The 22,143-nt window shown below is 58.2% G+C and carries 18 protein-coding genes and 1 other annotated feature; of the genes, 12 read left to right on the forward strand and 6 right to left on the reverse strand.

What is annotated here, in order from left to right:
• Positions 1 to 6 precede the first annotated feature (6 nt).
• Together uca and atzF are read right to left on the reverse strand one after the other, a co-directional pair.
• Positions 7 to 3,624 (reverse strand): urea carboxylase, encoded by a 3,618-nt coding sequence (gene uca, locus ACX3P5_RS02530; RefSeq protein WP_458968258.1) that lies wholly within the window; start codon positions 3,622 to 3,624, stop codon positions 7 to 9.
• 3 nt (positions 3,625 to 3,627) lie between these two features.
• Positions 3,628 to 5,424, reverse strand: a complete 1,797-nt coding sequence (gene atzF, locus ACX3P5_RS02535) for an allophanate hydrolase (RefSeq protein WP_458968259.1) — start codon at positions 5,422 to 5,424, stop codon at positions 3,628 to 3,630.
• Positions 5,425 to 5,694: 270 nt separating this feature from the next.
• On the opposite strand from atzF, the gene sltY reads away from it, so the two are divergent.
• Complete coding sequence (gene sltY / locus ACX3P5_RS02540) at positions 5,695 to 7,614, forward strand: murein transglycosylase (protein WP_458968260.1); 1,920 nt, start codon at positions 5,695 to 5,697, stop codon at positions 7,612 to 7,614.
• Between the two features lie 45 nt (positions 7,615 to 7,659).
• Positions 7,660 to 7,977 carry a trp operon repressor gene (gene trpR / locus ACX3P5_RS02545; protein WP_233985353.1) on the forward strand — a complete coding sequence of 106 codons (318 nt, stop codon included), beginning with the start codon at positions 7,660 to 7,662 and terminating at the stop codon, positions 7,975 to 7,977.
• Here the strand turns inward: trpR and yjjX are convergent, their stop codons facing one another.
• On the reverse strand, positions 7,978 to 8,496 hold the full coding sequence (gene yjjX, locus ACX3P5_RS02550; protein ID WP_031376028.1) for an inosine/xanthosine triphosphatase: 519 nt from the start codon (positions 8,494 to 8,496) through the stop codon (positions 7,978 to 7,980). It abuts the gene before it with no gap.
• A 206-nt stretch (positions 8,497 to 8,702) separates the two neighbouring features.
• Between yjjX and gpmB the strand changes: the two genes are divergently transcribed.
• On the forward strand, positions 8,703 to 9,350 hold the full coding sequence (gpmB, locus tag ACX3P5_RS02555) for a 2,3-diphosphoglycerate-dependent phosphoglycerate mutase GpmB (RefSeq protein ID WP_233985352.1): 648 nt from the start codon (positions 8,703 to 8,705) through the stop codon (positions 9,348 to 9,350).
• A 40-nt stretch (positions 9,351 to 9,390) separates the two neighbouring features.
• On the opposite strand, the gene robA is transcribed toward gpmB, so the two are convergent.
• Positions 9,391 to 10,272: an MDR efflux pump AcrAB transcriptional activator RobA gene (gene robA, locus ACX3P5_RS02560; protein WP_233985351.1), complete on the reverse strand. Its 882-nt coding sequence runs from the start codon at positions 10,270 to 10,272 to the stop codon at positions 9,391 to 9,393.
• Positions 10,273 to 10,466: 194 nt separating this feature from the next.
• Here robA and creA point away from each other — a divergent pair, with 194 nt between their 5' ends.
• On the forward strand, positions 10,467 to 10,940 hold the full coding sequence (gene creA, locus ACX3P5_RS02565; RefSeq protein WP_233985350.1) for a protein CreA: 474 nt from the start codon (positions 10,467 to 10,469) through the stop codon (positions 10,938 to 10,940).
• A gap of 46 nt (positions 10,941 to 10,986) precedes the next feature.
• Here creA and arcA read toward each other — a convergent pair whose 3' ends face one another.
• The gene (gene arcA / locus ACX3P5_RS02570; protein WP_046289182.1) at positions 10,987 to 11,703 is read right to left on the reverse strand and encodes a two-component system response regulator ArcA; all 717 of its coding nucleotides are present in this window, start codon (positions 11,701 to 11,703) and stop codon (positions 10,987 to 10,989) included.
• Positions 11,704 to 12,304: 601 nt separating this feature from the next.
• Here arcA and ACX3P5_RS02575 point away from each other — a divergent pair.
• The 5 genes from ACX3P5_RS02575 to thrC all read left to right on the forward strand — a co-directional run bounded on the left by ACX3P5_RS02575 (position 12,305) and on the right by thrC (position 18,030).
• Entirely contained in the window at positions 12,305 to 13,030 is a 726-nt protein-coding gene (locus tag ACX3P5_RS02575) for a tRNA/rRNA methyltransferase (protein WP_233985349.1), read from the forward strand.
• A gap of 166 nt (positions 13,031 to 13,196) precedes the next feature.
• Complete coding sequence (thrL, locus tag ACX3P5_RS02580; RefSeq protein WP_409520461.1) at positions 13,197 to 13,265, forward strand: thr operon leader peptide; 69 nt, start codon at positions 13,197 to 13,199, stop codon at positions 13,263 to 13,265.
• Positions 13,204 to 13,322, forward strand: a sequence feature (Thr leader region). It overlaps the preceding gene by 62 nt.
• A 26-nt stretch (positions 13,323 to 13,348) precedes the next feature.
• Positions 13,349 to 15,811 carry a bifunctional aspartate kinase/homoserine dehydrogenase I gene (gene thrA, locus ACX3P5_RS02585; protein WP_233985348.1) on the forward strand — a complete coding sequence of 821 codons (2,463 nt, stop codon included), beginning with the start codon at positions 13,349 to 13,351 and terminating at the stop codon, positions 15,809 to 15,811.
• 2 nt (positions 15,812 to 15,813) lie between these two features.
• Positions 15,814 to 16,743, forward strand: coding sequence for a homoserine kinase (thrB, locus tag ACX3P5_RS02590; protein ID WP_233985347.1), 930 nt, complete (start codon positions 15,814 to 15,816; stop codon positions 16,741 to 16,743).
• A gap of 3 nt (positions 16,744 to 16,746) precedes the next feature.
• Positions 16,747 to 18,030, forward strand: coding sequence for a threonine synthase (gene thrC / locus ACX3P5_RS02595; RefSeq protein WP_233985346.1), 1,284 nt, complete (start codon positions 16,747 to 16,749; stop codon positions 18,028 to 18,030).
• 49 nt (positions 18,031 to 18,079) lie between these two features.
• Here thrC and yaaA read toward each other — a convergent pair whose 3' ends face one another.
• Positions 18,080 to 18,853 carry a peroxide stress protein YaaA gene (gene yaaA, locus ACX3P5_RS02600; RefSeq protein WP_458968261.1) on the reverse strand — a complete coding sequence of 258 codons (774 nt, stop codon included), beginning with the start codon at positions 18,851 to 18,853 and terminating at the stop codon, positions 18,080 to 18,082.
• A gap of 209 nt (positions 18,854 to 19,062) precedes the next feature.
• On the opposite strand from yaaA, the gene tal reads away from it, so the two are divergent.
• The 3 genes from tal (at position 19,063) to ACX3P5_RS02615 (ending at position 22,141) form a co-directional block, all read left to right on the forward strand.
• Positions 19,063 to 20,016 (forward strand): transaldolase, encoded by a 954-nt coding sequence (gene tal / locus ACX3P5_RS02605; RefSeq protein WP_013356716.1) that lies wholly within the window; start codon positions 19,063 to 19,065, stop codon positions 20,014 to 20,016.
• 123 nt (positions 20,017 to 20,139) lie between these two features.
• Positions 20,140 to 20,727 (forward strand): molybdopterin adenylyltransferase, encoded by a 588-nt coding sequence (mog, locus tag ACX3P5_RS02610; RefSeq protein WP_233985344.1) that lies wholly within the window; start codon positions 20,140 to 20,142, stop codon positions 20,725 to 20,727.
• Positions 20,728 to 20,833: 106 nt separating this feature from the next.
• The gene (locus tag ACX3P5_RS02615) at positions 20,834 to 22,141 is read left to right on the forward strand and encodes an MFS transporter (protein ID WP_233985343.1); all 1,308 of its coding nucleotides are present in this window, start codon (positions 20,834 to 20,836) and stop codon (positions 22,139 to 22,141) included.
• Positions 22,142 to 22,143: the final 2 nt, after the last annotated feature.

The raw sequence follows: 22,143 nt of genomic DNA on the forward strand, positions 1-22,143 counted from the left end.
GACTCCTTATTCCAGCCACAGCAGGCTTTCGCCCGGACTCACCGGACGACCCGCCTGGCAGGCAATACGTTTCACCCGTCCGTTCTGCGGCGCGACAATCGCCAGCTCCATCTTCATCGCCTCGACGATCACCAGCGTCTGACCGGCGCTGACCGTCTCACCCGGTTGCACCAGCACTTTCCAGATGTTGCCATTCATATCGGCCTGCACCGCCAGCGCGCTCTCATCCTGCTCAGCGACCGGCGGCGGGGCATCCGGCGTCAGCGGCGCGTTCTGCTCTTCCTCTGCCCACAGCGTTACTTCCCGCTCAAACGCGGCCGCCTGACGCTGGCGGAAGGCCGCAATCTCCCCGGCGTTGTCCGCCAGGAACTGCTGGTGGGCAGCGAAATCAAACTCTGTCTCTTCAATCCTTACGCTGGCGCGGCCTTCGCGGAAATCTTCCCGCAGCTGCGTCAGTTCGGCTTCGCTCACCGGATAGAAACGCACCTGATCGAAGAAGCGCAGCAGCCACGGCTCTTCAGCCGCGAACTGCGGGTTTTTCAGGAAGGTGTTCCAGATCGGTAACGTGCGGCCAACCAGCTGATAGCCGCCGGGTGAATCCATGCCGTAAATGCACATGTACATGCCGCCGATGCCGACCGTGCCTTCGGCGGTGAAGGTGCGTGCCGGACTGTATTTGGAACTCAGCAGACGATGGCGCGGATCGATCGGCACCGCACAGGGCGCGCCGAGATAGACATCGCCCAGCCCAAGCACCAGATAGCTGGCGTTGAACAGGGTGTCGCGCACCTGTTCGCGATCGGTTAATCCATTGATACGCTGAATAAAATCAACGTTGTTTGGCAGCCAGGGCGCGCTGGACCGCACCGTTTCCTGATAGCGGGTTACCGCATCCAGCGTGGCACTGTCCTCAAACGCCATCGGCATCCAGACCACGCGCGACGGCACTTTCAGCGTGCTGACGTCGCCCAGCGTCGCTTCCAGCGTCAGCAACAGCGACATCAGTTCAGACTGACTGAGGATGCGGCTGTCGTAGCGCACCTGCAGCGAACGCACGCCGGGCGACAGCTCTTCGACGCCGGGCACCGCCCGCTCGCGTAGTGCAGCCATCAGCAGGTGAACGCGCAGTCGCAGCGCCAGATCCAGCACGTTATCGCCATATTCAATCAGCACATATTTGTCGCCCGCCTGACGGTAAACCGCCTGCGGTGTGGTTGCGGTGGCGTCCAGTGCGGCCAGCACGGTGGCGGAACCGTGCTCGGTTTCGGCCAGCGAAGGGATAGCAAACGCGGGGGAATGATGTGGGCGCAGCGTGGCGATCGCCTGCTGCTGTGCCTTTTCCCGCGCCAGTGCTTCATCAGCCGCGATCGGATGGAAACGAATGCGATCGCCCGGTTTAACCTGACCGACTTTCCACAGCTCGGCTTTGGCGATGGTGACCGGACAGACGAACCCGCCCAGGCTCGGGCCGTCATGCGTCAGGATCACCGGGAAGTCGCCGGTAAAATTGATGGCACCAATGGCATATTCGCAGTCGTGGACGTTAGAAGGGTGCAGGCCCGCCTCGCCGCCGTTGGCGCGGGTCCAGCTCGGTTTCGGGCCGACCAGCCGCACGCCGAGGCGGTTGGAGTTGTAATGGACCTGCCAGTCGCTGGCAAAAAATTCGTCGATAGCGGCCTGGGTGAAGAAGTCTGGCGCGCCGTGCGGGCCGTAGAGCACGCCAATGCGCCATTCGGTGCCGTAGTGCGGGATCATGGCCGGATCGGGTGCCTGTGGCGCGCTGATCGGCGGCGGTGTGGTGCAGGCTGGCAGTTCAGGCCGGGAGAGGGTCAGCATGTCCGCGACGCGCAGCGTCCGTCCGGCGTGGCCGCCAAACTGGCCCAGCGAGAAGGTGCTGCGGCTGCCGAGGTATTCCGGCACGTCGAGGCCGTTGCGTACCGCCAGATAGCCGCGGCAGCCCTGTTGCGCGCGACCCAGCGCCAGCGTCTGTCCCGCTTTGATCGTCAGCGGCTGCCAGTTGCTGACCGGCTCGCCCTCCAGCGTCGCCGCACAGTCTGCGCCGGTCAGGGCGATAATCGCATCGCAGTGGAAGCGCAGCGTCGGGCCCTGCAGGGTAAACTCCAGACCCGCCGCTGATTCGTCGTTACCGACAATCCGGTTCGCCAGCCGAAAGGCGAAATCATCCATCGGGCCGGAAGGTGGAACGCCAATGTCCCAGTAGCCGAGGCGGCCGGGATAATCCTGAACCGAGCTGAAGGTACCGGGCTGCAGCACTTCAATCACCGGCGCGGAGGGGGTGAAGCTATCAAGATATCGGGTCCAGACCGCGCCGCTGCGAAACGCCCCGGTCGCCACGATCTGCCGCAGATAGTCGAGGTTAGTAGCGATGCCATGCAGCTGAGTGGCGTCCAGCGCCTGTTGCATCTTCTCCAGCGCCGCCTCGCGGCTGTCGGCGTGCACAATCAGTTTGGCGATCATCGGATCGTAGAAGCTGGAGACTTCGCTGCCGGTTTCAATGCCGCTGTCGACGCGCACGCCGGCGGGAAAGCTGACGGCAGTGAGCAGGCCGGGGCTCGGCTGGAAGTTTTTCAGCGGATCTTCCGCGTAGAGCCGCACTTCAATGGCGGCGCCCTGCGGTGGCTGCTGCAGGCGCGGCCAGTCGATCTCATCGCCCGCCGCCACTTTTAACATGCACTCGACCAGATCCAGCCCGGTCACGCATTCGGTGACCGGATGCTCAACCTGCAGCCGGGTATTCACTTCGAGAAAGTAAAACGCCTGCTGAGTGACGTCATAGATATACTCGACGGTACCGGCGCTGCGGTAGTTGACCAGCTCACCCAGACGCACCGCCGAGGCGAGCAGGGCGTCACGCGTGGCGGCCGACAGGCCCGGAGCCGGGGTCTCTTCCACCACTTTTTGATTACGCCGCTGCAGTGAGCAGTCGCGCTCACCCAGCGCGACCACGGTGCCGCGACCGTCGCCAAAGATCTGCACTTCCACATGGCGGGCGCGATCGATGCAGCGCTCCAGAAATACGCCAGCATCACTGAAGAACTGTTCGCCCAGACGACGCACGCTCTCCCAGGCGCTGGCTAACGCCGCGGCATCGGCGCAGCGCGTCAGGCCAATCCCGCCGCCGCCCGCGGTGCTTTTCAGCATCACCGGATAACCGATCTCATCGGCGGCCTGCAATGCCGCCTCCAGCGAATCCAGTAGCGGCGTGCCGGGCGTCATTGGCACACCGGCGCGTGCGGCCAGTTCACGGGCGCGGTGTTTCAGACCGAACTCGCCGATCTGTTGCGCTGTCGGGCCGACAAAGGCGATGCCCGCCTGCTCACAGGCTTCGGCAAACGGCAGGCTCTCGGACAGGAATCCATAGCCCGGCCAGATGGCTTCAGCGCCGCTCTGCTGCGCTGCTGCCAGAATTTTGTCGATGCGCAGATAGCTGTCGCTGGCTTTATCGCCGCCCAGCGCGATCGCCATATCGGCCTGCTTAACGTGCTGCGCATTACGATCGGCATCGGAGTAGACCGCCACGCTTTTCACGCCCAGGCGTTTCAGGGTACGGATGGCGCGACAGGCGATTTCGCCACGGTTGGCAATGAGTACGGTGCTGAACATGGTTTAGTGACTCCCTTGCGTCGCCAGCCAGTTGCGCCAGCCGCCCGTTTCAGTAATTTCCAGCGCGTTTTTGAGCGCGGACCCTTCACAGATAAAGCCTTTTACTATCCGGCCGTCCGCCAGCGTCAGGCTGCCGATGCCCAGCGGCGGCGGGATCTCCGCCACGAACTCACCAAACCGCGCCAGCGGGATATCCCACAGCTCGACGGTGATAGCGGCACCGCGATCGTCGCGCATCAGGCCAGGTTTTTTGATCGGCCCATTCAGCAGCGCAAACAGGCGATAATCTGGCGCGGTCTGCGTCTCCTCCACCCACACCGCCTGACGGCTGGTGAGCTGGAAGTTAAGCGGCATACCGGTGAGATGCGCGCCGACCACCGCCACCCGTACGTGATCGGCTGAAGGCGGCAGGGCGCGCGACCGGGTCGGCTGCGGCTGGCCGGTGGCACCGAGCGGTAGCGCTAACTGCTGCTGCCAGCGCAACCCAAAGTCGGCCAGCGCACGATCGTGCCAGGCAGGCGCGATCAGCGTGATGCCCGCCGGTAAATCGTCATTGCGGAACGGTCCGGGCAGCGCCAGCGCGGCGAGATCGGCCAGGTTGGTGAAGTTGGTGTAGGTGCCGAACTGTGAGTTGTACGCCACCGGCTCCTGCTTCATCTCCGCCAGCGTGTGGATGGTGGGCGAGGTCGGTACCACCAGCGCGTCAAACTGCGCCAGAGTCTGCTGAATCTGACGCGTCAGCTCCGCCCGCAGGTACTCCGCCTGATACGCCTCAACGGCGCTGTATTTCAGGCCGCTGGCGACGATGCCGTGCACCACCGGGTCCATCTCCGCCGGACGATGCAGCATGTCGCCGACCGCGGCGGTACGCTCGGCCACCCAGGGACCGGAATAGAGCTGCTCTGCCAGCTGGCTGAACGGCGTGAAATCAATCGGCTGCAGCGTTACGCCCGCAATCAGCAGCGCTTCCAGCGCCCGATCCCAGGCCGCTTCGGCTGCCGCATCGTCAAAGAATTCTGGATTCGCCGGGATGGCAAAGTGAGGGTGAGCGGGCAGGCTGGCCGGTGCGGTATGCGGATTGACGCGCGAGTAGGCGTCAGCGGCGTCATAACCACCGGCCAGAGTGGCGACGGTAAAGGCATCCTCCACCGTCAGGGCAAAGACGGAGAGCGTGTCATTCAGCCGACAGGCCGGCACCACGCCGTGCGCAGAAAACCAGCCTTTGGTGGGTTTCAGGCCAACAATATTATTAAATCCGGCCGGGACCCGACCCGAACCGGCGGTGTCGGTGCCGAGTGAGAAGCCGACCAGCCCGCGCGCTAACACCGAGGCGGAACCGGAGCTGGAGCCGCCGCTGACGTAATCGGCATCAAAGGTGTTAGAGACCGCGCCATAGGGTGAACGGGTGCCCACCAGGCCGGTGGCAAACTGATCGAGGTTGGTTTTGCCAATCACCACCGCGCCAGCGGCTTTTAGTCTGGCGACCACCGTCGCGTCGTTATCTGCGATATAGGTAAAGGCCGGGCAGGCGGCGCTGGTCGGCCAGCCAGCAATATCGGTGTTGTCCTTGACGGCGAACGGCACGCCAAACAGCGGCAGCGATGCGGGATCGCGCTGGTACTGCGCCAGCAGCGGTTCCAGCTGCGCCATCAGCTGAGCCGGGGTCGCGAGATAGATCCAGGCGTTATCCTGCGGGTCCAGCGCCGCCAGATGCGCCTCCAGCAGCGGAATAATCTGCTGCGGTGCCGATTGATAGCGTTGCTGCCAGTCGTGAAGGGTCAAGCCAAAGGTCGAAGCCATACGTTGAATTCCAGCTGGTATACAAGATGGGGTTCAACAGAGCAAAGGCTGTGCCATTTTTTTAACGCTATGATTCAACGCGTTAAGTGTGGTTGCCATAAGTTTTTGTGATGATTATTTGCACAATTGCGGCGCAGCGGACGGGCGATGACGGTGCGTTTAACCTCTGCGTGCGTAAATTTTGTGAAGAACATGGCAAGAGCCGGGTGGCCTGGTTAGCATGAAGGGAGTCTGGCAACCTGCCGGCGCCCAGCAACAGAGGAGATTTACGTGGTGAAGTGGCGTAACTGGATGATAGGGATCTGCCTGGTCGGCACGGCCAGCAGCGCATGGGCCGATTCGCTTGATCAACAACGACAGCGTTATCAACAAATTAAACAGGCCTGGGACAGTAACCAGATGGCCACGGTGGATCAGCTGTTGCCAACGCTACAGGATTATCCCCTTTATCCTTATCTGCAGTATCGTCTGCTGGCGCAGGATCTCGATCAGGAGACCAGCCTGGCGGTGCAAAACTTTATCCGCCAGTATCCGACGTTGCCACCGGCGCGTTCGCTCAGCACCCGTTTTATCAACGTGCTGGCGCATCGCCAGGACTGGCAGGGCGTGCTTAATTTCAGTCCGACCGAGCCGAAACCGGTGCAGGCGCGCTGTAACTGGTACTACGCCAAATGGGCCACCGGCCAGCAGCAGGCGGCTTTTGACGGCGCGAAGCAGATCTGGCTGCGCGGCACGGCGTTGCCCAACGATTGCGATAAGCTCTTCTCGGTATGGCAGGCCTCCGGCCAGCTCTCACCGATTACCATTCTGGAACGCATCCGGCTGGCGATGAAAGCGGGCAACGACAGCCTGGTGAGCTATCTGGCGAAATCGTTGCCGGCCGATTACCAGACCATGTCAGATGCGATCCAGGCGCTGCAGCAGGACCCGCTGACGGTCAGCACCTTTGCCAGCGCCGTCGGACCAACAGACTTTACCCGTCAGGCCACTCTTTACGCCTTCACGCGGGTAGCACGGCAGGATATGGAAAACGCCCGCAGCCTGATCCCGATTCTGGCGCGTGCCCAGAAAATGGGGCCGGAGGATGAGCAGGCGCTGAAGGAGATCGTGGTGTGGCGCATGATGGGCAGCGACCTGACTTCAGAACAGGCGCGCTGGCGTGATGCGGTAGTGATGAACAGCGAATCGACCGCGCTGGTGGAACGCCGGGTGCGGCTGGCGCTCTCCCAGCACGATCGTCGCGGCCTGAATACCTGGATCGCCCGCCTGCCGCTGGAAGCTAAAGAGAAGGATGAGTGGCAATACTGGCAGGCGGATCTGCTGTTTGAAAAAGATCGCAAAGAGGAAGCGGAAGAGATCCTGCGTAAGCTGATGCAGGCGCGCGGCTTCTATCCGATGGTAGCCGCGCAGCGACTGGGCGTGGACTATCCGCTGCAGGTCGATGAAGCGCCGAAGCCCGATAGTTCCACGGTTCAGGGCGCAGAGCTGGCCCGGGTTCGTGAGCTGATGTACTGGGGACTGGATAACCTGGCGCGCAGCGAATGGGCTAACCTGATTGCCAGCCGGCCGCACAGTCAGCAGCAGATGCTGGCGCGTTACGCCAACGAGCAGGACTGGTGGGATCTCAGCGTGCAGGCCACTATTACCGCCAAAATGTGGGACAGCCTGAAAGAGCGCTTCCCGCTGGCGTGGCAGAGCGTCTATCAGCGTAATACCCAGGATAAGCAGATCCCGCCGAGCTACGCGATGGCTATCTCACGTCAGGAGAGTGCGTGGAACCCGAAAGCGCGCTCACCGGTCGGTGCCAGCGGCCTGATGCAGATCATGCCAGCCACTGCGGCGCATACCGTCAAAATGTACAATATTCCGGGTTACGCCAATACCAGTCAGCTGCTGGACCCGGAGACCAATATCCAGATCGGGACGCAGTACCTGGAGTATGTCTATCAGCAGTTTGGTCAGAACCGGATCTTCGCCTCGGCGGCTTACAATGCCGGGCCTGGACGGGTACGCAGCTGGCAGAAAGTCAGTGGCGGTAACCTCGATGCGGTGGCGTTTATTGAGACCATTCCGTTCTCAGAAACCCGTGGCTACGTGAAGAATGTTCTGGCGTATGACGCCTACTATCGTCACTTCATGGGCCAGCCTGACAAGATCCTGTCAGATGCTGAGTGGAATCGCCGTTACTAGCTGTGCTAAGCTTCCGTACTCTTTAGCGAGTACGGAAGCCTCTTCATGACCCAACCTGATTCCCCCACCGATGCGCACCTGGCAGAGGATAGCTGGCATCGCTTTGTCGGGCTGATGCAGCAGGCGTTTGCGGACGGCCATGCGCTGCCGCTGATGCAGCTGATGATGACGCCGGATGAGCGCGAAGCCTTTGGCACCCGTCTGCGGATTATTGAAGAGCTGATGAACGGCGAGATGAGCCAGCGCGAGCTGAAAAACGAGCTTGGGGTCGGCATTGCAACCATCACGCGTGGCTCAAACAGCCTGAAAGAGGCCCCGCCCGAGCTGAAACGCTGGCTGGAAGCGCATCTGGGCCGTCGCTGATCACTGCTGATAAAGCGGATGAACAAACGGGCAGAGCGCCAGGATCAGTGCCTGATGATAGACGCTGGAGCGGCTGAGCAGGCCCTGAGTAAAAGCACCAATCGCGCCGCCCTGCTGTTTAATATTCTCAATGCCGGTTAACCGTGCCATCTCCTCGCCCAGCTCGCGGCCTTCACGCAGTCCAGCCAGTACCACCGGCGGCAACGTGAAGCTGGCCGAGCGGGATTCTCCACGCTGTTTCTGATTTTCCACCACCATCCAGGCAAAGGCGCAGTCATCTTCAATGCCGGCCTCAATGGCCACCCAGAATGCTGCTTCAGGTCGGACCTGTCGGGCATTCATTACCCGCTGACGTGCGCCAGTTCGCGTTTCAAGATGGGTTAACGGCTGTGCGGCAACGCCGCTATCGACCTCGACCCCTTCAATATGGCAGGATCCCTCGCCGAAAACGTCGTTGAATGCCTGCGCAATCGCGCGAATCTTCGCTGGGTTGGTGGTGGCTGCGACAACATGGTACATAATTGATTGAACCCTTAGGTGATTAAGAGCCTGGCCCATCAGGCTATTTTACTGGCCAGCCTGAACCTGAGCAGTGCCACAACCCTTACGTACTGCCTGTACGCTCCGGTTGTTTCGCGCTGCCTCTCGCCAGACTGCCTGCAACGATGACGTCTGATGGGGAAGGCTCTAAGGCGATTTTTGTCGCAGTATAACGGAAACTAAGCATGCTACAGGTCTATCTTGTTCGTCACGGTGAAACGGTATGGAATGCGGAACGCCGCATTCAGGGTCAGTCCGACAGTCCGCTGACGGAAAAAGGTGAGCAACAAGCCCATCAGGTGGGTGAACGCGTCAGGAGTCTGGGCATCACGCACATTATCGCCAGCGATCTCGGGCGTACGCGCCACACGGCTGAGATCATCGCCGATGCCTGTGGTTGCGTGGTGACGCTCGATCCTCGCCTGCGCGAACTGAACATGGGGGTGCTGGAGAAGCGTCCGCTCGACGGGTTAACCGCCGAAGAGGAGCAGTGGCGCGCCACGCTGGTTAACGGTACCGAAGGGGGACGTATCCCGAACGGTGAGTCGATGACCGAGATGGCCACGCGGATGCATCAGGCGCTGAATGCCTGTCTCGATCTGCCTGCGGGCAGCCGGCCACTGATTGTCAGTCACGGCATGGCGCTGGGGGTACTGGTCAGCACCATCCTCGGCCTGCCAGCCCATGCGGAGCGGCGTCTGCGGCTGCGTAACTGCTCGATCTCACGCGTCGATCATCAACAGAGCGCCTGGCTGGCGCAGGGCTGGGTGGTGGAAACGGCCGGGGATATTTCCCATCTTGATGCGCCGGCGCTCGACGAGCTGCAGCGCTAAAGAGAAGTACTTTCTGCCGTCGGCATGACGGCAGAAGGGCTTAACTGGCGGCGGGCTGGCGACGAATCGGAATCAGATATTCACAGCGGATCTCTGTTGGCGGCTCGCTGCGCTTTTTACCACCGTCGGTGATAAACCGTTCAATATCCTGTCCCTGGCGGCGGGTCAGGCCCAGCGTCGGCATACAGGTGCCGTACAGCAACAGGATAAACTCCTGCAGCTCAACGCGCGGTCCGGTGTAGGTGAACTGCACATAATCGCCCGCTTCGAGGATCACGCTCTGGCCGGAGTGCAGATTCATGGCGCTGTCGGCCGGCACTGCGGTGGTGTAGAGGATCTCCTGCTCATCATCCTTATCCTGGCTGGCGCGCACCTGGTGCAGGCCATACAGCACCGGCGGCACCGTATCGGTCTCCAGCAGGAACTGCTTCCAGAAGTGGATGCGCATTTCGTCGCGGTAACTGGAGATCTGCTCCAGAGTACAGGTGTAGTTCTGGGTTTGCCCCACCAGCACCGTTTCCGGCAAGGTAACGAAGCTCGGTTCAGGCTGCGTCTCATCGCCGAGGCGAATTGGCGGACGGATGCCAAATGAATTCCACTCTGAAGAGCGGCGATACCAGGCCGGCGTCTGGTTAAACTGCTTTTTAAACGCACGGGTAAAGGTCTGCTGCGAGTCAAAACGATACTGCAGGGCAATATCCAGAATCGGGCGGCTGGTCAGACGCAGTGCAACTGCGGCCTTTGACAGACGTCGCGCACGGATATAAGCGCCAATTGCATGGCCAGTGACGTCCTTGAACATCCTTTGTAAATGCCATTTAGAGTAACCTGCTTTCAGGGCGACATTGTCCAGTGAAAGGGGTTGATCCAGATGGCTCTCCAGCCAGACAAGCAAATCGCGAATGATACCGGCTTGGTCCATAAAACATCCTCATACTCTGGTGGTGCAGCTAAACGCAGTCGTCGAATAATAGCACTAAATGCTCAAAAGGCGTGGGCAGCTTTCTCAGGAAGATGGTGCTACATCAGTGCGGGCTTAAACCCGTTTTGGTTTGGTCATTAACTCGATTGACAGTACATTACAGTCTCGTCTATTCCATTTGCAATGGTAACTCCATGACAATATCTCGTCTTATGATCGCCGCGTTTGCCACTCTGACCTTTTCCAGCCCGCTGCTCGCCGAGGAAATTGGCTCGGTAGATACGGTGTTCAAGATATTCGGACCCGACCACAAGATTGTCGTTGAGGCCTTCGATGACCCCGATGTTAAAAATGTAACCTGTTATATCAGTCGGGCGAAAACCGGCGGCATCAAGGGCGGATTAGGTCTGGCGGAAGACACCTCTGACGCAGCCATCTCATGCCAGCAGATCGGGCCGGTCGAGCTGAGTGAGAAGATTGCGCAGGGCAAAGCGCAGGGTGACGTGGTGTTTCGCCAGCGCACCTCACTGATCTTCAAGAAGCTGCAGGTTGTACGCTTCTTCGATAAAAAGCGCAACGCCTTAGTCTATCTGACCTACTCCGATAAAGTGGTGGAAGGCTCGCCGAAAAATGCCCTGAGCGCAGTCCCGATTATGCCGTGGCGCTAAGGCAAAAAAAAACGCCCGTCAGGGCGTTTTTTTACCAGCGGACCGGTTAGTCCTGCAGGTCGCCGCAGAAGCGATAACCTTCACCATGAATGGTGGCGATAATCTCTGGCGTATCCGGCGTTGATTCGAAATGCTTACGAATACGGCGGATGGTCACATCGACGGTACGGTCATGCGGTTTGAGATCGCGACCGGTCATTTTTTTCAGCAGATCCGCACGGGTCTGAATCTTGCCCGGGTTCTCGCAGAAGTGCAGCATGGCGCGGAACTCACTGCGCGGCAGCTTGTAATGTTCACCGTTCGGGTTGATCAGCGAGCGGCTGTTAATATCCAGCTCCCAGCCGTTGAACTTATAGCTCTCAACCTGACGACGCTCTTCGCTTGGCAGCGCCAGATTCATGGTACGTGACAGCAGGTTGCGGGCACGGATCGTCAGTTCACGCGGGTTAAAGGGCTTGGTGATGTAGTCGTCAGCGCCAATTTCCAGACCGAGAATTTTATCGACTTCGTTATCACGGCCGGTCAGGAACATCAGAGCGACGTTAGCCTGTTCGCGCAGTTCACGGGCCAGTAACAGGCCGTTTTTACCGGGCAGGTTGATGTCCATAATGACCAGATTGACGTCATTGTCGGTCAGCACCTGATGCATTTCAGCACCATCCGTCGCCTCATACACCACATAACCTTCCGCCTCAAAAATGCTTTTGAGGGTATTACGCGTGACCAGTTCGTCTTCAACGATAAGAATGTGCGGGGTCTGCATGTTTAGCTACCTAAAATTTGCCAACAAATTAAAAACAGGGCGTACAGCGCTATGGCGTTCTTCATCATCGAGAGCGGCGGACCGTGCTGAACCGTTGTACGGAATACTATTTTGATAAGCCATCTATCAACGTCAACAACAGTATTAGCTCAGCCAGTCAGGATGAAAATCGCATGCCCCGTGAGAGAAAGATAATGGCGCATATCCTAACTGCATTAACAGCAACCTAACAGCACCAACTACAACCGATAAGCATAAAAACAACGCTTCGTTGACTTATATCAAATGCAATTGTAGCACGTTAACACTTTTGTGAAAAACTTCTCGTAGATTGCCTGCTTAGCTCACAAAAAGCAGCATTTTTGCTACATTTGCGGCGCGTAATTTGCAAACTATAACCGGAAGGGAACGGTATTTTAGCTTACTGAATTTCAATGAATTTATAACGATTTTATAAATAAGGCCCATCTGAGCCGCAAAAACGCGTTTGGCATCGATTTCTGGCGGTTTTAACATCTGCTTTTGTTGTTTCTGCGAGGCGGCTAAATCATTAACAGCCGTGTTAATATGGCGTTATGTCAGCAAACCCAACGGAATAAACATGCTTTTTCCCCTGATTCTGGTCTCGCCTGCCCGGGCAGAAAATATTGGCGCTGCGGCGCGCGCGATGAAAACCATGGGCTTTAGCCAGCTGCGGATTGTCGCCAGTGACGCCTGGCAGGACCCGGCAGCGCGCCGGGTTGCGCATGGTGCCGGCGACATCCTCGATAACCTCCAGACCTACGCGACCCTGGCTGAGGCGTTAGCGGATATTGACTTCTCGGTGGCGACCACCGCCCGCAGCCGGGCAAAATTCCGCTATTACGCCACGCCTGAACAGGTTGAAATTCAGCTGCTGGAAAAGCGTCAGTGGGTGAACAGCATGGCGCTGGTCTTTGGACGTGAAGACAGCGGGCTGACCAATGAGGAGCTGGAGCAGGTTGATCTGCTGACCGGCATTCCGATGGCGAACGACTACCCATCGCTGAATCTGGGGCAGGCGGTCATGGTCTACTGCTATCAGCTGGCGAAGCTGAATCAGGTGGCGGCACCGGCAGTCGCGGCGGCAGACGCTCAGCAGCTACAGGCGCTGCGTCAGCGTTTTCATCAGTTACTGCAGACGCTGGAAGTCAGCGACGACGAGAAAATGGCAGACTGGATTAACCAGCGCATTGGCCTGCTGGAACAGCGTGACAGCGCGATGCTGCACCGCCTGCTGCATGACATAGAAAAAAAACTTATAGATAAATCCTCGGGAAAAAGCGGATTTTCCAGCGACAGATCGTAGAGAATTTTAGCATGGCAAACGATCGCACACGATTTAGTGCTTTCACAGGCAGCTGTGCGCAGTGCCGAAAATTTGACCTTCGGACAAATTCGTTGACTTAACGTGCGCTTTGCTTTACTTCTGAAGGCCAGACGGACAGACAAAAACAGACAGAAAATAAATCTCAATGCGTAAAAACAGCCTGAACATCACAATCATTACCACCACCATTACCTCAGGTAACGGTGCGGGCTGACGCATACAGGAAAAAACAGAAAAAAGCCCGCACCTAAACAGTGCGGGCTTTTTTTTCGGCTTAAATTCAGGAGAGTTTAAATTATGCGAGTGCTGAAATTCGGCGGGACCTCGGTGGCGAATGCGGAAAGGTTTCTCCGCGTCGCCGACATTCTGGAAAATAATGCGCAACAAGGACAGGTTGCAACCGTGCTCTCTGCGCCAGCGAAGATTACTAACCATCTGGTGGCGATGATCGAAAAAACCATCAGTGGTCAGGACGCTTTGCCGAATATCAGCGATGCCGAACGCATCTTCAGCGCGCTGCTGCAGGGCCTGGCGGACGCGCAGCCCGGCTTTGAGTACGATCGCCTGAAAACCCGCGTTGACCTTGAGTTTGCTCAGCTGAAACAGGTGCTGCATGGCATCAGCCTGTTAGGGCAATGTCCCGACAGCGTGAATGCGGCGATTATCTGCCGCGGTGAAAAACTCTCGATCGCCATTATGGAAGCGCTGCTGCAGGCGCGAGGCCACGAGGTCAGCGTTATCGATCCGGTCGAGAAACTGCTGGCAGTTGGTCACTACCTCGAATCGACCGTAGATATCGCCGAATCGACCCGTCGCATTGCCGCCAGCCAGATCCCGCCACAGAATATGATCCTGATGGCCGGCTTCACCGCCGGCAATGAGCGCGGTGAACTGGTGGTACTGGGACGTAACGGCTCAGACTATTCGGCAGCGGTGCTGGCGGCCTGTCTGCGCGCCGACTGCTGTGAAATCTGGACCGATGTCGATGGCGTCTATACCTGCGACCCGCGCCAGGTGCCGGATGCGCGCCTGCTGAAATCGATGTCCTACCAGGAGGCGATGGAGCTCTCCTATTTTGGTGCCAAAGTGCTGCATCCGCGTACCATCGCGCCTATTGCCCAGTTCCAGATCCCGTGCCTGATTAAAAATACCGCCAACCCGCAGGCGCCCGGCACGCTGATCGGCGGCCAGGGCGAGCTGGATGAGAATCCGGTCAAAGGCATCACCAACCTGAATAATATGGCGATGGTTAACGTCTCCGGTCCTGGCATGAAAGGGATGGTCGGAATGGCGGCTCGGGTGTTTGCTGCGATGTCACGCACCGGTATCTCGGTGGTGCTGATCACCCAATCCTCTTCCGAATACAGCATCAGCTTCTGTGTACCGCAGAATGAGCTGGCGCGGGCGCGCCACGTGCTGGAAGAGGAGTTCTATCTTGAACTGAAAGATGGCCTGCTCGATCCGCTGGATATCATTGAAAACCTGGCGGTGATTTCGGTGGTCGGTGACGGTATGCGCACGCTGCGCGGCATTTCGGCAAAATTCTTCTCGGCGCTGGCGCGCGCCAACATCAATATCGTGGCGATTGCCCAGGGCTCGTCCGAGCGCTCGATCTCGGTGGTGGTGAATAATGACGAAGTGATCACCGGGGTGCGTGTGGTGCATCAGATGTTGTTCGCCACCGATCAGGTCATCGAAGTGTTTGTGGTCGGCGTTGGCGGGGTGGGCGGCGCGCTGCTGGATCAGTTACACCGTCAGCAGGCGTGGCTGAAGCAGAAGCATATCGATCTGCGGGTCTGCGGCATTGCCAATTCACGCGCGCTGTTGACCCATGTACACGGCATCGATCTGAGCAACTGGAAAGCGGCGCTGAGCGAAGCCAAAGAGCCGTTTAACCTCGGCCGTCTGACCCGTCTGGTGAAAGAGTACCATCTGCTGAACCCGGTGATCGTCGACTGTACCTCCAGCCAGGCGGTGGCCGATCAATATGCGGATTTCCTCAGCGAGGGTTTCCACGTGGTGACGCCGAACAAAAAGGCCAACACCTCGTCGTGGAATTATTACCAGCAGATGCGCTCGGCGGCGGCGAAGTCACGACGTAAATTCCTCTACGACACCAACGTCGGCGCAGGCTTACCGGTGATCGAAAACCTGCAGAACCTGATGAATGCCGGTGACGAACTGCTGCGCTTTTCCGGTATTCTCTCCGGCTCGCTGTCGTTTATCTTCGGCAAGCTGGATGAGGGCGTAACGCTGTCTCAGGCGACGAATATGGCCCGCGAAATGGGCTTCACTGAACCCGATCCGCGTGACGATCTCTCCGGCACCGATGTGGCGCGTAAGTTGCTGATTCTGGCCCGTGAAGCGGGTCACCAGCTGGAGCTGAGCGACATTGAGATCGAACCATTGCTGCCGGAGAGTCTGACCGCCATTCAGGATGTCGAACAGTTTATGCAGCGCCTGCCGGAGCTGGATAACGCCTTTGCCGCACGGGTGGCGCAGGCACGCGATGAAGGGAAAGTGTTGCGCTTCGTCGGGGTGATTGAAGAGGGCGGCGTCTGCAAAGTGAAAATCGATGCCGTTGACGGTAACGATCCGCTGTATAAAGTGAAAAACGGCGAGAACGCGCTGGCCTTTTACAGCCGCTACTATCAGCCGATTCCGCTGGTACTGCGCGGATACGGTGCAGGAAATGATGTGACGGCAGCCGGTGTTTTTGCTGACCTGCTGCGCACGCTGTCATGGAAGTTGGGAGTTTAATAATGGTAAAAATTTATGCACCGGCCTCAATTGGTAACGTCAGCGTCGGCTTCGATGTGCTGGGCGCGGCGGTGTCGCCGGTGGATGGCTCGCTGCTGGGCGACTGCGTCTCGGTCGAAGCGGCCGATCGCTTCAGCCTGACCAACGCGGGCCGTTTCGTGACTAAGCTGCCAGCCGATCCCAAAGAGAATATCGTTTATCAGTGCTGGCAGCGGTTCTGCGAGGCGCTGGGGAAAGAGATTCCGGTGGCGATGACGCTGGAGAAGAACATGCCGATCGGCTCCGGGCTGGGGTCGAGCGCCTGTTCGGTGGTGGCTGGCCTGATGGCAATGAACGAATTTTGCGGCAAGCCACTCAGCGACAGCCAGCTGCTGTTGCTGATGGGTGAGCTGGAAGGGCGGATTTCCGGCAGCGTCCATTATGATAATGTGGCACCGTGCTTCCTCGGCGGCATTCAGCTGATGCTGGAAGAGAACGACATTATCAGCCAGCCGGTGCCGGGCTTTGATGACTGGCTGTGGGTGATGGCCTACCCAGGCATTAAAGTTTCTACCGCCGAAGCGCGCGCGATTCTGCCGGCGCAGTATCGTAAAGAGGACTGCATCAAGCATGGCCGTCTGCTGGCGGGCTTCATTCATGCCTGCCATACGCGTCAGCCGCAGCTGGCAGCTAAACTGATGCAGGATGTGATCGCCGAGCCTTATCGCACCCGACTGCTGCCAGGCTTCGCCGATGCACGGCAGGCCGCGCAGGATATTGGCGCGCTGGCCTGCGGGATTTCCGGCTCCGGTCCGACACTTTTCGCCGTTTGCAATCAGATGGAAACGGCACAGCGGATGGCTGACTGGCTGAGCCAGCACTATCTGCAGAATGATGAAGGCTTCGTCCATATCTGCCGTCTTGACACGGCTGGCGCACGACAATTGGGATAACGCATGAAACTCTACAATCTAAAGGATCACAACGAGCAGGTCAGCTTCGCCCAGGCGGTGAAACAGGGTCTGGGTTCGCAGCAGGGGCTGTTTTTCCCGCTTGAGCTGCCAGAGTTTGAACTGACCGACATCGACGCGATGCTGGAGATGGATTTTGTCAGCCGCAGCAGCAAAATTCTCTCGGCCTATATTGGTGACGAAATCCCGGCCCACCAGCTGGCTGAGCGTGTTAAAGCCGCGTTTGCTTTCCCGGCACCGGTCAAGGCGGTCAGTGAAGATATCGCCTGTCTGGAACTGTTCCACGGCCCGACGCTGGCGTTTAAAGATTTCGGCGGCCGTTTTATGGCGCAAATGCTGGCGTATGTCAGCGGCTCAGATGAGCAGATCACCATTTTAACCGCCACCTCCGGCGATACCGGTGCGGCCGTGGCGCACGCTTTCTACGGCATGAAGAACGTGCGGGTGGTGATCCTCTATCCGCAGGGCAAAATCAGCCCGCTGCAGGAGAAACTCTTCTGTACCCTGGGCGGCAACATCGAAACCATCGCTATCGACGGCGATTTCGATGCCTGTCAGTCGCTGGTGAAACAGGCGTTTGATGATGCAGAGCTGAAGCAGGCGATTGGTCTGAACTCAGCCAACTCCATCAACATCAGCCGCCTGCTGGCGCAGATCTGCTACTACTTTGAAGCGGTCGCCCAGTTGCCACAGGAAAAACGTAATCAGCTGGTGGTGTCGGTGCCGAGCGGCAACTTTGGCGATCTGACCGCCGGTCTGCTGGCGAAATCGCTGGGTCTGCCGATCAAGCGCTTTATCGCAGCCACTAACGCCAACGATACGGTGCCGCGCTTCCTGGGTAACGGCGAGTGGCAGCCCAATCTGACGGTCTCGACGTTGTCGAATGCCATGGATGTCAGCCAGCCTAACAACTGGCCGCGCGTTGAAGAGCTATTCCGCCGTAAGACCTGGCGGTTAACCGATCTGGCCTACGGCGCGGTTTCGGATGAGACCACCCGCGCCGCCATGCGTGAGCTGGCGGAACTGGGCTATATCTCTGAGCCGCACGCTGCGATTGCCTGGCGTCTGCTGCGCGATCAGCTGCAGGATGGGGAGTATGGTTTGTTCCTTGGCACCGCGCATCCGGCGAAATTCAGAGAGAGCGTGGAAGAGATTCTGGAGCAGACGCTGACGTTGCCACCGGAACTGGCGGAGCGGGCAGAACTGCCGTTGCTGTCACATCAGATGCAGGCCGATTTTGCCGCACTGCGGGCCTTTCTGCTGAAATAACCCTTTGTGGTGCTTCCCGAATAACGGGAGGCACCACGGGCGCAGCCGGTTACAGCCCGGCGCGCTTAAACACCAGCTCCGTCTCGCTGCTGCTGGCAGCATCAAAAGCATAGCCATCCACATCAAACGCTTTAAGCTGTTCCGGCTTTGTCAGACGCTGCTGAATCACGAAGCGACTCATTAATCCGCGCGCCTTCTTGGCATAGAAGCTAATCACTTTATAACTGCCGTTCTTCTGATCGAGGAACACCGGCTTAATCAGCTGCGCCTGCAGCTTTTTCGGTTTGATCGCCCTGAAGTATTCATCAGAGGCGAGGTTAATCAGCACCGCATCACCCTGTTCCGCCAGCGCGGCGTTCAGCGTCTCCGTCAGCAGATCGCCCCAGAAGCTGTAGAGATCTTTGCCAGCCGGATTGGCCAGCCGGATGCCCATCTCCAGCCGGTAGGGCTGCATCAGATCCAGCGGACGCAGGACGCCATACAGGCCGGACAACATACGTAAATGCTGCTGAGCGAAATCGAAATCCTGATCGCTGAAGGTCTCAGCCTGCAAGCCGGTGTAGACATCCCCTTTGAACGCCAGAATCGCCTGGCGGGCGTTGTCCGGGCTGAAATCGGGCTGCCAGCTGTTAAAACGCTCGGCATTGAGGTGCGCCAGCTTGTCGCTGATGCCCATTAACGAGGCGATGCTGGCGGGTGACAGAACGCGCGCAATTTCAATCAGCTGTTGTGACTTTTCTAACAGGGCTGGCTGGGTAAACCGCGGGGTCGCCAGCGGACTTTCGTAATCCAGCGTCTTGGCGGGCGAGATCACCATCAACATAGTTGCTTCCTCGGTTAACACCTGGTTTTACAGGGGATTGGCTGTTCGTTAAGCCACGCAGTGTACCAAAAAAGCCGCAAAGAATGACGAATCACACCTATTTGTTCACGCTATGGTAAACGGCATTCCCTGACCTTGCGCCACCGTTGACGCGTGATATTATCGCAACAGCCTTTTTTCACCCTGACAGTTAACTAAGAGAAAAGAACATGACGGACAAACTTACTTCCCTGCGTCAGCTCACCACCGTGGTAGCCGACACCGGTGATATTGCAGCCATGAAGCTGTACCAGCCGCAGGACGCTACTACCAACCCTTCTCTGATTCTTAACGCCGCACAAATCCCTGAATACCGCAAACTGATCGATGAAGCGATCGGCTGGGCGCGTGAGCAGAGCAGCAACAAAGAAGAGCAGTTGCAGCTGGTTTCTGACAAGCTGGCGGTTAACATCGGTCTGGAAATTCTCAAACTGATCCCCGGCCGCATTTCGACCGAAGTCGATGCCCGTCTCTCTTACGACACTGAAGGCAGCATCGCCAAAGCCCGCAGTCTGATCAAACTCTATAACGATGCCGGTATCAGCAACGATCGCATCCTGATCAAACTGGCTTCAACCTGGCAAGGTATCCGCGCGGCGGAGCAGCTGGAAAAAGAAGGCATCAACTGTAACCTGACGCTGCTGTTCTCCTTCGCCCAGGCGCGTGCCTGTGCTGAAGCGGGCGTGTTCCTGATTTCACCGTTTGTTGGCCGTATTCTCGACTGGTACAAAGCCAACACCGATAAGAAAGAGTATGCCGCGCACGAAGATCCAGGCGTGGTATCGGTTTCTGAAATCTACAACTACTACAAGCAGCACGGCTATGAAACCGTGGTGATGGGTGCCAGCTTCCGTAACGTCGGCGAAATCATCGAACTGGCTGGTTGTGATCGTCTGACCATTTCACCTGCGCTGCTGAAAGAGCTGGCAGAAAGCGAAGGCACGCTGGAGCGCAAGCTGAGCTACAGCGGTGAAGTGAAAGCGCGTCCGGCCCGCATGACCGAGTCTGAGTTCCTGTGGCAGCACAACCAGGACCCAATGGCGGTGGCGAAGCTGGCCGAAGGTATCCGCAATTTTGCCGTTGATCAGGGCAAACTTGAGAAGATGCTGGCAGAACTGCTGTAATGCCTGACCGTGACGGCACTGTCCGTCACGGTTTCCCTTTTCCGTCACTTTCGCTTTGTATTATCCTTTCTGCTCTTCCCCTTTTATTCCACCGCACCGCGGTAAATCACAGCGAAGATAATCATGAACACATTACGCATAGGCCTGATCTCGGTATCCGATCGCGCCGCCAACGGCATTTATCAGGATCAGGGCATTCCGGCGCTGGAAAGCTGGCTGAACAGCGCCATCAGCACGCCATTTGAGATCGAATCACGGCTGGTACCGGATGAGCAGCCGATGATCGAACAGGCCATTTGCGAACTGGTTGATGAACGTTTTTGCCATCTGGTACTGACCACCGGCGGCACCGGACCGGCACGGCGCGATGTCACACCGGACGCTACCTTAGCCGTTGCCGATCGCGAAATGCCCGGTTTTGGTGAGCAGATGCGCCAGATTAGCCTGCAGTTTGTGCCGACCGCCATTCTGTCGCGTCAGGTCGGAGTGATCCGCAAACAGTCGCTGATCCTTAATCTGCCCGGCCAGCCGAAATCGATCAAAGAGACGCTGGAAGGTCTGAAGGATGAAGAGGGTAAGGTGAAGGTGCACGGCATTTTCGCCTCCGTACCTTATTGTTTACAGTTGCTGGAAGGACCATACGTGGAAACTCACGCCGACGTGGTAGCAGCTTTTCGGCCTAAAAGCGCGATACGTGAGATAAATAACTAAATATTCCGCTTTTCAGGCATAAGCTACAGCCTGGCTGGTGTGGCAAAAGATTGACGGTATAGTAAGCCCAGCTTTACAAACTTTTCTCTTTTGCCTCTGGAATATTATGAATCCGACATCTGTTCAGCGCCTGACTGGCAAAGATTACAAAACGCTGGCGCTGGCCGCTCTCGGCGGCGCGCTGGAATTTTACGACTTCATTATTTTCGTCTTCTTCGCCGCAGTGATCGGCGAACTCTTTTTCCCCGCCGATATGCCTGAGTGGCTGCGCCAGTTGCAAACCTTCGCGATATTCGCGGCCGGTTATCTGGCGCGCCCGCTGGGCGGCATTATCATGGCGCACTTTGGCGATAAGGTCGGGCGTAAGAAGATGTTCAGCCTGAGCATCTTACTGATGGCGCTGCCGACCCTGATGATGGGCGCGTTGCCAACCTGGCAAACGCTCGGCATCGCTGCGCCGATTTTGATGCTGCTGCTGCGTATGTTGCAGGGTGCGGCGATTGGCGGTGAAGTGCCGGGTGCCTGGGTGTTTGTGGCAGAGCATGTTCCTTATAAACGCATTGGTATCGCCTGCGGCACGCTGACCGCCGGGCTGACCGTGGGTATTTTGCTGGGTTCGGTGGTGGCGACGCTGATCAATACCTCGATGACGCAGCAGGCGATCCTTGAGGGCGGCTGGCGTATTCCGTTCTTGCTCGGCGGGCTGTTTGGGCTGGGGGCGATGTACCTGCGCCGCTGGCTGCATGAGACGCCGGTATTTGTGGCGATGCAACAGCGTAAAGCGCTGGCGGAGACGCTGCCGCTGAAAACCGTGCTCACCCGGCATAAAAAATCGGTGGCGATCTCCATGCTGCTGACCTGGCTGCTGTCAGCCTGCATCGTGGTGGTCATCCTGATGTCGCCGGTCTGGTTGCAGAAGCAGCAAGGGATTGCGCCCGCGCTGACCCTGCAGGCCAACAGCATCGCCACCGTGATGCTCTGCTTCGGCTGCATTATTGCCGGTATGGCGGCTGACCGCTTTGGTGCCAGCCGCACGCTGTGCGTCGGCAGCGTGCTACTGGCGCTGTGTAGCTGGCTTTTTTACCATCAGGTTGCCAGCCATCCGCAGCAGCTGTTTCTGCTGTATGGCGTGGTGGGATTAAGCGTCGGCGTGGTCGGCGTGGTGCCGTTTGTGATGGTGCGCGCGTTTCCGGCTGAGGTGCGTTTTACCGGCCTCTCATTCTCTTACAACCTTTCCTATGCGATTTTTGGCGGTCTGACGCCTATCGTGGTTACGCTGATGATGCGTTTTTCGACCTTCGCGCCCGCCTGGTATGTGCTGGCCCTGGCGCTGGTGGGGCTGGTGGTGGGTATCTGGCTGCGGCGTGATATCAGCCATCAGCCTGGCCTGTATCAGGCGGTGAAACAAGGGTAACG

Source organism: Pantoea sp. S-LA4, from assembly GCF_054482835.1.